13 protein-coding genes are annotated in these 15711 nt (G+C 66.5%); 3 read left to right on the forward strand and 10 right to left on the reverse strand.

What is annotated here, in order from left to right; genetic code table 11:
* Nucleotides 1-28 precede the first annotated feature (28 nt).
* A complete protein-coding gene (locus tag ACEPA4_RS16465) occupies nt 29-616 on the reverse strand; it encodes a biliverdin-producing heme oxygenase (protein WP_065178357.1) in 588 nt (195 codons plus the stop codon).
* Between the two features lie 107 nt (nt 617-723).
* Between ACEPA4_RS16465 and ACEPA4_RS16470 the strand changes: the two genes are divergently transcribed.
* Nucleotides 724-981, forward strand: a complete 258-nt coding sequence (locus ACEPA4_RS16470; RefSeq protein WP_164093374.1) for a DUF2789 domain-containing protein — start codon at nt 724-726, stop codon at nt 979-981.
* A 98-nt stretch (nt 982-1079) separates the two neighbouring features.
* Here ACEPA4_RS16470 and ACEPA4_RS16475 read toward each other — a convergent pair whose 3' ends face one another.
* From ACEPA4_RS16475 to ACEPA4_RS16495, 5 genes are all read right to left on the reverse strand, one after another.
* On the reverse strand, nt 1080-3998 hold the full coding sequence (locus ACEPA4_RS16475; protein ID WP_262090957.1) for a TonB-dependent receptor: 2919 nt from the start codon (nt 3996-3998) through the stop codon (nt 1080-1082).
* Between the two features lie 254 nt (nt 3999-4252).
* Nucleotides 4253-5188 (reverse strand): FecR domain-containing protein, encoded by a 936-nt coding sequence (locus tag ACEPA4_RS16480; protein WP_164093376.1) that lies wholly within the window; start codon nt 5186-5188, stop codon nt 4253-4255.
* Between the two features lie 103 nt (nt 5189-5291).
* Nucleotides 5292-5792 (reverse strand): RNA polymerase sigma factor, encoded by a 501-nt coding sequence (locus ACEPA4_RS16485; RefSeq protein ID WP_065178353.1) that lies wholly within the window; start codon nt 5790-5792, stop codon nt 5292-5294.
* A gap of 84 nt (nt 5793-5876) precedes the next feature.
* Nucleotides 5877-6332: a hypothetical protein gene (locus tag ACEPA4_RS16490; protein WP_262090956.1), complete on the reverse strand. Its 456-nt coding sequence runs from the start codon at nt 6330-6332 to the stop codon at nt 5877-5879.
* A 35-nt stretch (nt 6333-6367) separates the two neighbouring features.
* Nucleotides 6368-6859, reverse strand: coding sequence for a hypothetical protein (locus tag ACEPA4_RS16495; protein WP_262090955.1), 492 nt, complete (start codon nt 6857-6859; stop codon nt 6368-6370).
* A 184-nt stretch (nt 6860-7043) separates the two neighbouring features.
* On the opposite strand from ACEPA4_RS16495, the gene ppa reads away from it, so the two are divergent.
* Both ppa and ACEPA4_RS16505 read left to right on the forward strand, forming a co-directional pair.
* Nucleotides 7044-7580, forward strand: a complete 537-nt coding sequence (gene ppa / locus ACEPA4_RS16500) for an inorganic diphosphatase (RefSeq protein WP_005410935.1) — start codon at nt 7044-7046, stop codon at nt 7578-7580.
* A 152-nt stretch (nt 7581-7732) separates the two neighbouring features.
* On the forward strand, nt 7733-8854 hold the full coding sequence (locus ACEPA4_RS16505) for an HDOD domain-containing protein (protein WP_065178351.1): 1122 nt from the start codon (nt 7733-7735) through the stop codon (nt 8852-8854).
* A 68-nt stretch (nt 8855-8922) separates the two neighbouring features.
* Here ACEPA4_RS16505 and ACEPA4_RS16510 read toward each other — a convergent pair whose 3' ends face one another.
* The 4 genes from ACEPA4_RS16510 to ACEPA4_RS16525 form a co-directional block, all read right to left on the reverse strand.
* Complete coding sequence (locus ACEPA4_RS16510) at nt 8923-9132, reverse strand: hypothetical protein (protein ID WP_032954496.1); 210 nt, start codon at nt 9130-9132, stop codon at nt 8923-8925.
* A gap of 166 nt (nt 9133-9298) precedes the next feature.
* Nucleotides 9299-12169: a TonB-dependent siderophore receptor gene (locus tag ACEPA4_RS16515; RefSeq protein WP_032954497.1), complete on the reverse strand. Its 2871-nt coding sequence runs from the start codon at nt 12167-12169 to the stop codon at nt 9299-9301.
* 49 nt (nt 12170-12218) lie between these two features.
* Nucleotides 12219-13118, reverse strand: a complete 900-nt coding sequence (locus ACEPA4_RS16520) for a helix-turn-helix transcriptional regulator (protein ID WP_053497516.1) — start codon at nt 13116-13118, stop codon at nt 12219-12221.
* 115 nt (nt 13119-13233) lie between these two features.
* Nucleotides 13234-15552, reverse strand: coding sequence for a winged helix-turn-helix domain-containing protein (locus ACEPA4_RS16525; RefSeq protein ID WP_065185348.1), 2319 nt, complete (start codon nt 15550-15552; stop codon nt 13234-13236).
* Nucleotides 15553-15711: the final 159 nt, after the last annotated feature.

Genomic DNA, 15711 nt, shown 5'->3' on the forward strand with positions numbered 1-15711 from the left:
CGCTGCACCTGCGGGCGCGCGCCGCCCATCAGGCGAATTCCACTTCGACGTGGCGGTACACGCTGCGGAACGCAGCGTCGGCTGCATCGATCACCTGCTGGTCCTGCTCGGCACTCAGCGGCACCGCGTCCAGCACAGCGGTGAACTCGCGCCAGTGGCGCGCTGCGCCATCGGGATGGGCGGCCAAGTGGCGGGCGCCGAAATCACGGTGCAGGCCGAGCCTGGCCGCCATCTTGTACAGAAGGGTGCCACCGAGATTGGAGCCTTCGGCCACGTACAGCCAACCCAACGCAGTCGGCAGCGCGAGGTCCGAGGGCAGCGCGTCGATGTCCGCGCCAGGCAGGGCCTGCTCCAGGTCCTGCAGGTCGCGCGCGACCTGTGTCAGGCGCCGGCGCTCTCCAAGATCGGGCAGCAATTCGCCCAGGGCAGGGTTGGCATACAGCGCATCGATGCTGCGGTGGAAGCGATACTGCACGCGCAGGAAACGGGCGAAGTTGCTGCGGTCGGCGAAGATGTCACCGGCCATGATGCGCTTGTCCAGCGCAACGTGGCTGTCGCGGGTGGCGGCCTTGAGCCGCAGGCTGCGGCTGTCTTCGGGAGCGATGTGTGCGTTCATGGGGGAATGCCAGGAGGGTCGTCCTGCTGTAGACGTCTGCCGCGGGGCTTTCCCCAAGGCCGTCTACACCGATAATGGGCCATCCCCTTGTCCATCCGGAACCGACGATGATCACCACCGAACCGCGCATGACCAACCTGTTCCTGCAGCTGGGCCTGGACGCCAGCGCCGAAGGCATCGCCCGCTTCATCCGCGAGCACCAGCTGGCCACCGACGTCGAAGTCGTCGAGGCGCCCTACTGGAACGATGCCCAGCGCCAGTTCCTGGCCGAGTCGCTGCAGGCCGATGCGGCATGGACCACCGTGGTGGACGAGTTGAACGAGTCGCTGCACGAAGATGCGGTGAAGGCTTCGAGTGGGCTGTAAGTGCCTGGCGGAAGGCACCGGGCATGGCCCGGCGCTACCGTTGTCTTTCCCGCTGGGGTCAGAGCCCTTTCCGCAGGAAAGGGATCCGACCCCGCAGATCAGTACGTCCAGGTCAACGCCAACCGCGCGGTGCGGCCCGGTGCCGGCATCACGCCCAGGGCCAGCGGGTCCAGGTAGTAACGGTCGGTCAGGTTGTCGACGCCGGCTTCCACCGACAGCTGGTCGTTGAAGCTCCAGCTGGCGAACAGGTCGACCAAGGTGTTCGGCCGGTACAGCTGCTGGATCGCCGACAGGCCCACGTTCCAGTCCTTGTCCAACTTGCTGATGGGGCCAGCGTTGTGGACCATGCGGGCGCCGAAGGTCAGGCGCTCGTCGAACAGGCGCGAGCCCAGGATCAGGTTGACTGTGTAGCGCGGCGGGTTCTGGGTGTTGGTGTACGAGCCCTCGAAGCCACCGTCCACGCAGTTGGGTGTATTGGCCAGCTCGTCGTTCCTGCGCTGCGCGCCATAGGCACGACGCTCGGCGGCGATGTCCGGCGCGCAGGTCTTGGCCTTGACATAGTAATGCGCGGACAGGTCGGCGAAGACCTTGCCGCTGTCATAGCTGGACTGGAATTCCATGCCCGAGACCTTGAACTGATCGACGTTGCGGATCAGGCCGGCCGAAAGCGTGCGGTAGTCACGGGTGATCAGGTCGTCGATGCGGGTATCGAAGTACGCCAGCTTCAGCGCCAGGCGGTCGCCAGCGGTAAACAGGTCGTAGCGGAGGGTGCTGGCACCGATTTCCCAGCTGCGCGCGCGCTCCGGCTTCAGCTCACCGACCGGCTTGGCAGCGGTGAACAGGCCCAGCGTGGTCTCGAACAGGCTCGGCAGCTTGGTGCCTTCGGCGTACTTCACGTAGACCAGGGTGTCTTCGCTGAAACGGTAGGCCACGCTGGCGGTCGGCGAGAACGCGGTGTCGCGACGGCGGATCGGCTGCGACCAGCTCCAGCTGACCGGCACTTCCAGATCCTGCGGCTTGCCGGCGTCGTAGAAGTTCCAGCCGGCGATGTCGCCCACCGTACCCTTCTTGTACGGCGAGGCCAGCAGCGAGGCCTGGGTGAAGTTGCCGTTGGCATCCGGATACCAGTTCAGCAACGCGATGCGCTTGGCGCGCCACGAGGGCAGTGCCGGGTTGCCGTTGAGCAGCTCGGTGTAGCGGTACTGGCCCTGCACCTCGTAGGCATCGGGCGTGGCCAGCCGGTTGCGGTCGTGCACGTCCACCCGGTTCCAGCGGCCACCGGCCAGCAGCTCCCAGTGTTCGTCTGGCTGCCACTTCAGCGCGGCCACGGCGCTGTATTCCTTGCGCTCGGCATTACGCAGGAAGCGGTTGTTGACCAGGTCATCGTGCATGATCGGGCCCGAGCCGCCCGGGGCGATATCTTCGTCGCTGTAGGACAGGCCATAGTCGAGCGTGAACGCTCCGGCGCGGGTGCCGAACGTCGAGGTGTTGCTGGCATCCAGGTTGAAGCGCTTCTGCCGCAGCGGGTTCCGGTAGGCATCCTTGTAGCCGGGATCGCCACTGAAACTGGGCGCGTCGTACCACTCGGTGCGGCGATCGAAGTACCACGGCGTGATGCCGGTCAGGCTGTTGTACATCACGCTGTCGGTGTCGGTGTACGCTGCATTGACGCGCAGGTCGATCAGCTCGCTGTCCGGATCGAAGCGATAGCGCAGGGTGTAGCTGTCCATGTCGACGTGGCCCGGATCCCACTGCGGGATGCGGTCACGGTCGACGCGGATGATCTGCGAGGCCATGATCTCGCCGGCCGTGCCTTCATAGCGGCGGTAGCCGGCTTCCAGGCTCTGCGTGTCATCGATGCGCCAGGTGCCCTTGAGCAGCGCCGACTTCGAACGCGAGGAGGTGTTGAACACTTCGGTGCGCGGCGGATTCAGCGGCGCCAGCGTGCGACGGGTCTGCGGGAAATCATCGTAGCCGTGCTTGCCGGAGAAGTAGTTGCCGTTGTCCCGGTACGCGTAGGCCGCAACCAGGTCGAAGCGGTCCCAGTGACCGGCACCGGCCACGTTGAAGAACTGGCTGCCGGTGGCGCTACGATCGGTGCGCGGCGTCGCACTGTAGGACGGCAGGTTGTTGGCACTGCCATTGGCCAGGCCACTGCGCACGCGCACGCCGAGGTCGCGCCCCTCGCGCAGCACGTCACCGATCTTCAGCGTCTCCATCTCGACCATACCGCCGATGCCACCGGAGGCATTGGCCTGCAGGCTCGGGCCCTTGGTGATGGTCAGGCTGGAGATCAGGTCGGGGTCGAGGTAGGTGCGCTGTGACTGGCCCGCATAGCCGCGGTAGGTGTCCATGCTGGACTGGCCACCGTCGATGATCACCGGTACGCGGCCCTGGCCCTGGATGCCACGGATGTTGACGTCGAAGCCATTGCCGACGCGCGGATCACCGGCGGTGACACCGGCCACACCCTTGACGATGTCACCGTTGGAGGTGCCGCGGAAGCGCTCCAGATGCGCGCGGTCGAGCGTGGTGGTCGAACCCACGCTGCGGTAGCTGTCGAGCAGGCGTGCTTCATCGTTGTTCGCACCGCTGTCGACGCGGTCGCCGGCCACACTCAGCGTGCCGGTGACGATCACACCGCTGTCGGCCCGCACCGGCGTTGCTGCCTCCAGAGTGACCGCATCGGCGCTGACCCGGCGCACCGCCACGCCACTGCCCTGCAGCAGGTGCTGCAACGCCTGGTTGGCCGACAGGCTGCCGCTGACCGCGTGGGAGGTTGCGCCGTGTGCCAGCGATGTGGGGTACACGACCTGCACGCCGGATTGGCGCATGTAGCTGCGCAGGGCCTCATCCAGCGGTTGTGCAGGAATTTCGAAGCGCAGTACAGCCGCGTGGTCGCTGCGGGCGCTCTGCGCCAGTGCGGGTGGCGTCGTGCTGGCCAGCCCGGCGGCAAGCAACGCAATGCATAGAGGGGACGGGCGCAGTACGCGGCCCGAGCGGTGGGAGTCGAACATGGAAGAACCTGTCAGGTAATCGGTGCCGCGAACGCGGCGTCATCCGCAACACGGGCGGACACGGCGACGTACGTGGCGACGGCGGGTACGTTCGCCGGGTAAGACGGCTGGGCGCGCGACAACCCCAAGAGCGATTTGCGGTCGCGGGGGATGCCGACGGGGCGCGGTGGGTGCCGACCGTTGGTCGGCCGGTGGTAGCGGTGGGTGCCGACCGATGGTCGGCACAGGGACGCTCATCCACGCGTGGCGTGGATCTACTGCACGATGGCGACGCCGAATGGAAGACGAGTAACCTGAAGACCTGCCGTTGCCGCCAGCGCATCCAGCGCCTGTTCCGGGCGGTCGATGCGCAACGCAGCACTCACTGCAGGCAGACGTGACAGATCACCGCGCACGAAGGTCGGCCCCGCGCGATAGCGCCCCACCCACTGCACCGCATCGGCGACGCTGGCCTGCTCCAGCAGCAGCTCGCCCTGGCGCCAGGCGCCGACGCTGTCGGCGGTCACGTCAGCCCGTCGCATGACCCCGCCACGTTCAGTGTAGACGGCGCGCTGCCCCTGCTGCAGGTAGGTCCAGCCACCGTCGGCCGGGCTGGCCACGCGCACCCTGCCCTGCCCAACCTGGGTTTCCACCCCCTCGTCTCCACGCGCCACGGTGAACGCGGTCGAGATGTCCTCGACCAGGCCATTGCCGGCGCGCACGCTGAAACGCCGCTGTGCATCCGGGCTTACCTCGAACCAGGCGCGCCCGCGCAGCAGCTCGACCTCGCGGGCGTCCGCATCGAAGCGCACGGCAATCGCACTGTCCGCATCCAGCACCGCCCGACTGCCATCGGGCAGCCGCACGTGCTGCACCTGATGCGTGCTGCGATGATCGGACTGCAGGCGCAGCCACGCCTCCGGCCATGCCACCAGCATCGCCAGCATTGCCGCCACAGCCATCGCCCAGCGCAGTCGATGCGGCCCACGCCATCGGCTGGCCCCGGCGGCCTGTGGGCGCGGCCCGACACTGCGCCACAACGCGCGCTCGTGTTCGAAGGCCCTGCGGTGCCCCGGCTGTTGCAGCCAGTGCTCGAACGCCTGCATGCGTGCATCGCTGATGTCACCCGAGGCCAGCCACGCGATCCAGTCCCGGGCTTGTTCGGCCAGGGCATCGTCATTGGCGGCGGGCTGCATGTTCGGCGGGCTCATCGGCTGGCGGACAGGCGCATTCAAGCGCAGGCGGGGAACTAGACCGCATCCACGGTCCAGTGATCAAGACGTCTGCGCGAAGGCCAGCCCCAAGCCGGCGCGCTCATCGACCGCTGCGCGCCCAGGCCAGGCGCTGCAGCGCGGAGCGCACATGATTCTCGACGGTGGTCACCGACACCCCCAAGCGGCGTGCGATCTCGGCCTGGGTGAGGCCCTGCAGGCGGTTGAGCCGGAAGATGGTGCGGGTCGGCTCCGGCAGGTGACCCGCCGCATCGAGCACCCGCTGCAGCTCATCCTGTGCCATGGCCTGCTCCTCGGTGGAGATCACCTCGTCGGCCCCCCACAGGTAGTGGTCGACCAGCAGCCGGTTGCGGCGGCTCGATTCGCGGCCGTGGTCAGTGGCAAGGTTGGCGGCCAGCCGATACAGATAGGCCCGCGGGTTGCCGATCGCCTGGCTGTCACCGACCCCACGGGCCTTGAACCAGACCGCCTGGATCACGTCCTCGGCGCCGTTGTCGCCCCCGAGGATGCGCTGCACCCGGCGCAGCAGCGCGGGCCGCTCGCGGATCAGCAGCTCAGTGAGGGAGGCAGCATTGGAGGACATGCGCGGAGCCGGGACGACAGACGGGAGGCACCGCGCATGCTACTCCGGTAATGCGAATAAGTCACATTCGTATCGTTGCCGGGACTACAGGCAATCAGCCAGTGCGTCGTACGTATTGGCAGTCGTGCCGGGCAGCGGCGCGTGCAACGCATCGAACCCGTCCCCCGTTTCCCACACCTGCAACAGGGTTTCCAGGCGTGTTCCGGTTGCCAGCGGCAGCACGCAGGCATAGCGTCCGCGGTTGACCGTGATCAGGCCGCTGGACTTTACCCTGGTGTTGCTACCGGCGAAGGTCCATACACACTGGACAACCACCCCCGTGGCCTGGTCCACGGAACAGCGCAGGCGCATGGCCCACAGATTGATGTACTCGCCCTCGCAGAAGGTATCGCCACATACCTCATCGAAGCCACGCACCAGTTGCCGCTCGGCAGCAAGGAAACGCTCGTGGCCGCCCCCCGGGCCGGCGTAATCCCGCGCATCGACGAACGCAGGCGCAGCCTGCGCGACACCGGCGCACGGCAGGCTGACAGACAGCACGCCACACAACAGCCAGCATCTACGGAAGCTCCCCATCAGCCCACCCTCCCCTGCGTGCGCAGGCATTCAGGCAACCCATCGAAGATGCCGTGGTCAAGCCCAGGCAAAGGCGCGGTCAGGCCGCCCGGCGCTTCCAGGGAGGCGTAGAACGCGTCGACGGGCACCCCGGGCTGGATTTCGACCGGACAGACCCAGCTCCCGTTGTCGATCCGCACGTGTCCCGTGTCGGGCTCAACCTCCAGCTCGCTGGCGGCCACCACCCAGACACAGCGCTGCACGGTGCCGCGGTGGGCGAGCACGGCGCAGCGGAACTCCATCACCCGGTAGTTGCTGTAATCACCTTCACACAAGGTGTCGGCACACCATGCGGCGAATTCGCCGGCGACCGCGTCCTCCAGCGCAAAGGCACGGTCCCATCCGGCCTCGTCGGAGGGATAGTCAATCAGGTTGACATGCAACCCGCGCGCGAGCGCGGGCAGCGGCGCCAGCAGCAGCAAGGCACAACAGCCCAAGCGGTTCCAGTTCATGGCAAGTCTCCTTGGCAAGGACGTCCAGCCTGCCGCGGGGACCGGGTCGAACCCATCGGGAAAGCCCGCTCTGGCTCCTCCGCCATGGCCGAGCGCGCAGGTCGGCCCAGCCCTACCCTGCACAGCGCCCGGCAAAGGCATAAAATGGTGAGCTATCCGTCTATATCCCCACCTGGAGCACACCATGGGCCTGGAACTCGTCTCGCCCGGCAAGAACCCGCCGGAAGAAATCAACGTCATCATCGAGATCCCGAAGGACTCGGAACCGGTGAAGTACGAAGTGGACAAGGAAACCGGCGCGATCTTCGTCGACCGCATCCTGTCCACCCCGATGCGCTATCCGTGCAACTACGGCTACGTGCCGAGCACCTTGTGTGGCGACGGCGATCCGGCCGACGTGCTGGTGGTGCTGCCGCTGCCGCTGGTGCCGGGCTCGGTCGTGCGCTGCCGTCCGGTCGGCGTGCTGAAGATGAGCGATGAGGCAGGCAGCGACGAGAAGATCCTGGCCGTGCCGGTCTCGAAGATCTTCAGCGGCTACGCCCACGTCGAAGACATCGCCCAGGTCTCGAGCCACTGGCTGGAGCGCATTGGCCACTTCTTCGAGCATTACAAGGACCTGGAGAAGGGCAAGTGGGTCAAGCTGGACGGTTGGGGTGGCGCCGCTGAGGCCAAGCAGATCCTGATCGAGGCGCACCAGCGCCATCTCGACAGCAAGGCCTGAGCCTGAACCGCATCGCTCCGGCGATACCCTGCCGGAGCGATGCGGGTCACGTTTCATGACGACGGCACATCACTCTTGCTGCCGTATTAGGTAAATTGCGTCACTTCACACGTCATCGACATCCATCGTCGAGACAGCCAGGGGAACGTGTCGTGCGTATTCTGCTTGTTGGGGATGCAGCCAGCCTGCCGGCTGAGCTGACCGAATTCATTGCCGATCTTGGGGAAGACTGGCAGCCGCTGACCGCCGCCGATGGCCAGACCGCGATGACCGCGGTGGCCACGCAGGGCGTGGACGCGGTAATCGTCTGCCCGCAGTTGCCCGATCTCAATGCCACCACGCTGCTGGGCCAGATCCGGACACTGCGCCCGGAAACCATCCGCATCGCGCTGGTCGATGCGCACCATGGCAACCGCCCGCCGCCGGCGCGCCTGATCGGTGTCGCCCACCGCTTCCTGCCGCTGCCGCTGGCGCCGGAAGTGCTGCTGGAGGCATTGACCAGCCTGGAAGAACTGCGCGAAGTGCTGGACAGCCCGCGCCTGCGCGATGCCATCGGCCGTATCGAGAAACTGCCATCGCCACCGCACCTGTACCTGAGCCTGACCCAGGCCCTGGAACATGACGACGATACCGACAGTGCCGATGTGGCCAAGCTGGTCGCCGCCGATCCGGCCATCGCGGCCAAGGTGCTGCAACTGTCGAACTCGGCTTTCTTCAGCCAGGGCCGCACCATTGCCGACCTGCGCACCGCGGTCACCCGGCTGGGCCTGGCCACGCTGCGTGACCTGGTGCTGGCCAGCGAAGTGTTCTCCGCGCCGACGCTGTCGGCTGCCGAGCGCAACTCACTGCAGCAGCGCGCACTGCTCGCCTCCCGGCTGGCCGCACGCCTGCTGCCCGAGTCCAGCGCCGAACTGGGGGCGACCGCCGCACTGCTGGCCGACATCGGCCTGCTGCTGCCCGGCGTGCGCAACGAGCGCAGCGAGCCCGCGCTGGCCGGCGATACCCGCCCAGGCCATGCCGAGGCCGGCGCCTACCTGCTGGGCCTGTGGGGCCTGCCGATGCCGATCATCGAAGCGGTGGCCTTCCACCTGCAGCCGCAGCGCGCCAACACCCGCAGCTTCTGGGTGACCGGCGCGGTGCACGTGGCCCTGGCGCTGGTCAATGGCGATCCGGTGGACGAGGACTACCTGCAGCGTGCAGGCGTGCTGAACAAACTGCCGCAATGGCGCGAGCACGCCAATGCACTGATGGGACTGACACCCACTGACGCCTGAGCGGCACGCGGGCGCCTGCCTCCGCCTCGCATGAGGGCGCGTCCAACGGACGCGCCCTTTTTCCTGTCTCAGCGCTGCGGACAGGCGTCCAGCACGCACAGACGCCATTGGCGCTCGCACAGGGCCGGGGCGTTGCCCTTGGCCAGGCACTCCAGCCGGAATTGCTCGCAGTACACACCGCCGCCGCAGACGATGATGTTCTGTGCGGACAGCGAGCCCACCAGCGTTGCATAGATCAGGACTGCGGCCGATACCTGGCGGAAAAGCGTGCGCTTCATATCCATCTCCCAGTGTCCGGTATTGGACGCGCCTACTGTGCTGAATGTGACAAGAGCAGACAGTGACTGCACTCACCTTCTCGACATGATCAGAATTTCCTTACAGAAATGAAAAGGGCGGACCTTGCGGTCCGCCCTCCTCGTTCTGCTATCGCACTTCGATGGATCAGAAGCGCTGGGTGTACTTCATGTACAGGAAGCGACCCACGTCGAAGCCGCCGTAGTAGGCGAAGCTCGAGTTCGGCTGGGTGAACATGATCGGACCCTTATGGTCGAACACGTTGTTGGCGCCCAGCGCGATGGTGGCATCCCACGGTGCCTTCCAGCTGACCTGCAGGTCGTGGAAGGTGTTGGAGCCGGTCTTGCGCAGCGGCGACTTCTCACCGTTCTGGTAGCGGTCGGCGTCGTCGCACGGACGGTTGGCCACGCAGGCTTCGTTCATGCCCGAGTAGTAACGCGCGGTGTACGCCACGCCGAAGTCACCCTTCGACCAGGTCAGGCCCAGGTTCGAACGCACGCGGAACAGGCCCGGCTCACCCACACGGCCGATGGTGATGTTGTCACCGTCAGCGTTCTGGCCCTGCTCGTCGTACTTGGCCAGGTAGCTCGTCTGCCAGTCGATCGCGAACTGGCCGATGGCCAGCTCCGGCAGGCGGTACTTGATGCCCAGGTCGTAGCCCTGGGTTTCCATCTGGCCGAGGTTGGCCAGGCCGTAGGTCATGCCGTTGATGTGGCCATCGCCTGCACGGGTGTGTGCGGCGCAACGCGAAGCATCGCCCAACACGTAGCAGTCACGCAGGATGCGGTCGACGCTGTCAGCGATGATCATGTCGCTGATTTCGTACTTGTACCAGTCCAGCGAGATGTCCAGGCCCTGCACCCAGCGCGGGCTCCAGACCAGGCCGATGGTGGTGCTCTTGGAGGTTTCCGGGGTCAGGTTCGGGTTGGCACCCGAGATGAACTGGTCCGGCGTCGCACACGGGGTCGAGGTGCACGGAATCAGGCCCTGGCCCAGCTGGGTGTAACCAACCGGGACGCCCGCCGCCGAGCAGGCCGCGTTGCCGTTGACCGAACCCGGCGCGGTGATGCCGCACGGATCGGTGTACGACTCGAAGCTGCTGCTCAGGCCACCGTACAGGTTGTCGATCGTCGGAGCACGGAAGCCCTCAGCCCAGGTACCGCGAACCAGCAGCTCGTCCAGCGGACGCCAGGTGAAGCCGAACTTGGAATTCAGGGTGTCGCCGAAGTTGCTGTAATCCGAGTAACGGGTCGCAGCATTCAGGGTCAGTTCCTTGGCAAACGGCATGTCCGCCAGGACCGGCACGTTCAGTTCCAGGTAGACCTCGTCCAGCGAGTACTCACCCTGAGTGGTCTGCGCGCCCAGGCCGGTGGACTGGCCCGACTGCGCGAAGGCGTCCGGCGAGAAGCGGCCTTCTTCCTTGCGGTGCTCGACGCCCACGGCGAAGCCCAGGTCACCGGCCGGCAGGGTCACGATCGAACCCGACAGGTTGGCGGTGAAGCTGGTGGTCTTGGTCAGACCGGTATCGGTGAAGTACGGGAACAAGAAGTCCTGGGTGGCCTGGTCGGCCAGCGAACCGGCACCGGCAACGCCGAACGGCAGCAGCGGGTTCCACGGACGGCAGCCGCTGGTGGCGAGCGGATCGGACATGCTGGTGCCGCAGCGGGCGACGCCATCAGCACCGATGAACGAAGCGCCCAGCGCCTGTTCCGATGCGATCAGGCTCATGTCGCCGTGACCACGCTTGGTGGTTTCGTTGCGGTTCCACAGCGCGCCGACGTCCCAGTCGAAGGTCTTGCCGGCGAAGTCGAAGAAGCCGCTGATGCTCGGGGCGAAGCGCAGGGTCTTGACCTGGCTTTCGGTGGTGCGCGGCACTTCCCACAGACGGCGTCGGAAGGTCAGGTCTTCACCGGTCGGGTTGAATGCGCTGTCGGCCGACAGCGGGGTGCCGAAGGACGCCGACTGGTACGGATAGCCCGCGATCTGCTGGGTGGTGTTGCGCTCGTTGTAGAGCACGTCAGCGTTGAACGAGATCGCGTCGGTGAAGTCGTAGTTGCCGTTGACGTACAGCGACTTACGCTCGATACCGGTCTGCACCATCATCTGCTCGTTGGCATTGACGGCGTCAGCAGAGGTTTCCAGACGGTAGTCGGCGCGGTTGGCCGGGTTGCCGCCGTCACGCAGGGTGTACCAGCGCTGGTCGCTCGGGCCGACATAGCCCGGCTCGCCCTGCTTCAAGTTCGGGGTGACGCACGGGTCGCAGAAGCCACCCTTCTGGTTGATCGGGCTGGCGCCCGAACGCGGGTAGTTCGGGCCGGCGTTGCCGTCACGGCTGAACCAACGATCCTTCGCCCACACCGGATCCTGCTTGGAATACTCGGCGGACATGGTGACACCGCCGCGCTCGCCCATGCTGCCGAGGGTGAAAGAATAGGTTTCGGTGTCGCCGTCGCCCTTGCCGTACTGACCGACATAGACGCTGGCTTCAGCGCCGTCGAAGCGCTTGCGGGTGATCACGTTGACCACGGCCGCGATGGCGTCCGAACCGTAGATGGCCGAGGCGCCATCCTTCAGGATCTCAATGCGCTCGATGGCCGCCATCGGGATCTGGCTCAGATCCTGGTAACCGGCGGTGGTTGCGCCCAGGCGCTTGCCGTTCATCAGCACCAGGGTGCGCTGGGCGCCCAGGTTGCGGATGTCGACGTAGTAGCCGCCCACGTTCTCGCCCGAAGCCAGCGACTCCGAACGCGAAATGGCCGGGGAACCGGCCGAGGTCAGGTTCTGCAGGACGTCAGCAACCGAGGTGTAGCCCTGCTTTTCCAGGTTCTCACGGCTGAGGGTGACGATCGGCTGCTGGGTTTCAACGGCAGCGCCGCGGATGCGCGAGCCGGTGACCGAAATGCGGTCCAGGTCGGTGGTGCCCTTTGCTTCCTGCGCCGAAGCAAAGGCCGGCGCCAGCGCCAGCGCAATGCCGGCCGGCAGCAAGCCGAACCGCACTGCGGGATTACGAACGTTCATCTATCTCTCCAAGGTACGTGTTAGCAGCGTGTTAAAACACCCCAGCACGTTACGATTGCGTTGCAGCGCTGTATTTGCGCGAACCAACCGGAGACTTTGCGGATTGTGGCGGGAGCAAGCCGCCGTTCTCCCTGAAGCGCGATGCGGACTGGCCGTAGCGGGCGCGGAACGCACGCGCGAAGCTGCAGCAGTTGTCGAAACCGCTGGCGGCAGCGACCTCGCCCACCATCATGTCGGTGTCGCGCAGCAGATCAGCGGCGCGTTCGAGGCGCAGTCGTGCCGAAAGCGACTGCGGGCTTTCCTCGTACAGGCTCTGGAAGGTCTTGGACAGGTACCAGCTGGAGAAGTTGGTCAGCTCGGCCAGTTCGCCGATGCGCACCACCCGGTGGCTGTTGCCTTCCAGATAGAGGCGCGCGCGCTGCATGCGGCCGAACACCTGGCGCTTGCGGCTGCGCGAGCGGCCCGGGCAGCGCTGCACGTTGTCGGCCAGGCCGCGCTGCAGGCCCGCGAGGTGCAGCAGCAGCGGGCGCAGGGCCTGTGCCGGCTGGCCGCTGGCCAGCGCGTCGCGCCACAGGCGCAGCGCCACGCGCGCATCAGTGCGGTTCATCCGGCCACGACCTGCATACAGGCCGCAGTCGGCCATCTCGGTCAGCACGCGAAGCGCTTCGATGTTCAGGTTCAGGCCAACGCACAACCCGTTGCGACCGGCCTGCACCAGCGGCCGCGATTCCTTCTCGAACGCGATCCACTCGCCCTGGCGCAGGCGGAAGCGCCCTTCCTTGGCCTCGACCCACGAGCTGCCACGCACCTGCATCCAGACAGTGAAGCTGGAGCCGGCGGTCTGCAGGCTGCCCAGCCGGGCCACGCCCAGGCAGGTCGGTGCGACGTCGTCGAGCGACCGGTCCAGGGAAACAGTTTGGCCGCGATCGGCCAGCGAGAGTTGACGCATGGGGGCACCACGGATTTGCCTAGTACAGGACTCCGTTTTGCCAAATCAGGCGGCACTGCGTCAGGAAGGTCCGACGAGATCGCCACGAATTCGCGACGAGATCCCGACGAAGAAATTACGAAGGCCCATTTCCCTTGAACAACAACAACTTGGAGAATGCGGGGAACAGTGCAGGCGGGCGTTCGGGCAACCGCATCACGCCGATGTCAGCGCCATCGCTGACCGCCATCGCCACGAACAGGTCCTTTCCGTCGGCGCTGGCACTGAGCCCGTTGCCGGCGCTGAGCCGTTCTGCGTCCAGGCAACGTTCCGGCTCCTCGCGGCCGGGCTGGATGCGCACGAAGGTGGTGCCACACGTGGTCGAGGTACCGAGGTAGCCGATGCCGCTGTTGCCGGTCACGGTCCAGGCCCGGTATCGCCAGCGGCTGGGCCGGTCATCGCTGATCTGCTGCACGCTGGCCGGGGACAACGCGGCATCCGCCGACCACAGGCCACCGGCGGCCAAGCGGGTGAACAACACGCGGCCACTGCTCCGGTCAAAGCGCGCCTGCGACACCCCATCGATGCTGGCCAATCGGCGCCAGGGCTGGACGCTGCGATCGAACAGGCTCAACCGCGTGCGCTGGTCGGCATCGCGCTCGACCACAAACAGCTGCTGCGGCGAGGCGCCATACAGTGCCTGCAACGGCTGTTCGGCAGGAACCGGCAAGGGTTGCAGGCGTTCATCGCGTGGCGCGATTTCATAGAGCACCGTGCGCCCATGCGCATCGCGGCCAACCACGAGCAACTGCCGGCTGTCGGCCGACCAGTCAGGCGCCTGCCGCGCTTCCGGCCGCAGCCCTTCGATGGGACGCAGCGAATCCGGTCGCTGCATGTCCGCCCACCACAGGGCGAAGCTGCCGGAACGATCGGAGGTGAAGACCAGCTGGCGGCCATCAGGCGCTGCCATCGGCTGCCCATCGCGGCCACTGGAGGCGAACAGTCGCTCGGGCGAGCCGCTGCCCTGCATCGGCACCTTGAACACGCCGAACTGCGCGCGCCGGTGGACGAACGCCAGCATGCCACCGCGTCGCGACACCGCTGGCCACTGCGCATCATCCAGGCCGGCATCGCGCAACGTGTGCCGCTCGACGTCCAGGTAATAGAGCCGCGCCTCGCTGTCGACGCGGCGACCGAAGACGATGGTGCGGCCATCGTCCAGCCAGGCCCAGCCGCGCAGCTCTGCCGCTTCGTTGGTCAACTGCTCGGGCGTACCGCCTGCGGCTGGCACCCGCCACAGATCACCCAGCTGCGGGTTGCGCACGAACACCAGCCATTGCCCATCAGGCGAATAACGCGGTGCGTAGTCGAAGTCATCCTGGTCGACGCTGTAGGCCAGCGCGCGCCACTGGCCACTGGCCAGGTCCAGCACGCGGATGCCACGGTGCGCGTAGCGACCGACCATGCTGCCGAACACCAGGCCACGCCCATCTGGCGTCCAGTCGAAACTGAGCAGCTCCGTGCCATCGCAGCGTGTGGCCTGGCGCAGTGCGCCACCGGTGGCGCTGGCGATCAGTACCTGGCAGCCGCCGTCGGCGGAGAACCGCGCGAAGGCGATTTCGCGACCATCCGGCGACCAGTTCGGGAAGCGATCGACGGCACCGGCCGGTGGCGCCAGCAACTGGCGCGCCGGTGCGTTGCCGGAGGTCTGCAGCTTGATCGCGCCACCGCCGTTGCCATCCTCGTTGGCGCCCTCATAGGCCACCAGCGAACCGTCCGGTGACAGCGTGGGATAGGTTTCGAAGCCGCTGGTTGCGGTGATCAACCGATACGGTCGCTGCGGGCTGCCGATCACCCGCGTACCGTTCTCCACGGCAGCCTCCACCGGCGAGCTGCCGGCCGGTGCACGACGCAGCAGCAGCGTGGTCAACACCAGCAGCGTGGCCAGCATCAACACGCCCAGCACCAGCAGCACGCGCCGACGGATATGGCGCCAGCGGCGGCGCGCTGCCTGTGGATGCGCAGGCAACGCAGCAGTGGTCACCGGCTGCGCGGCCATGCCTTCGTCGTCGGGGACGCCTGCGGCCACGGGCTCGGCATCGTCCAGCACCTGCACCGGGACCAGAAGCCGATAGCCTGTCTTGGCGATGGTTTCGATGTAGGCCTGGCCGTTGTCGTCGTCGTTGCTGAACGCCTTGCGCAGCTGGGTGACGGCCTGGGTCAGCACATCGTTGGTCGGCAGCGTGTCCGGCCATACCTCGGCGAACAACTCGTCGCGGGTGACAACGCGACCCGGCTGCCGCAGCAGCACGCGCAGCACGCCCAGCGCCTTCGGCGTCAGCCGGCGCGGGCGACGCGCGCCGACGACCTCGACTTCGCGCGAGGACAGAGTGACGGTGCACTCTCCTATCCGGATCCGATCGGATACCGGGAACTGGATTTCGCTGCTGTTCATTTTCTGCTACACAGTAGAGACAGGTCCCGGGCAGTGTTTGCCTTCGATACCGCCCCGTCCTGGGAACAGCGAAAAGCCAGACTCCGCACAAAGCATCGGCGCATACCGCAAAAACAATCGAGCGCGCGAATACTAGCCTATGCAAGTTACCTCGCCTAT

Origin of the sequence: Stenotrophomonas sp. P2112, from assembly GCF_041897515.1 — a bacterium.
Lineage (GTDB): Bacteria > Pseudomonadota > Gammaproteobacteria > Xanthomonadales > Xanthomonadaceae > Stenotrophomonas > Stenotrophomonas sepilia.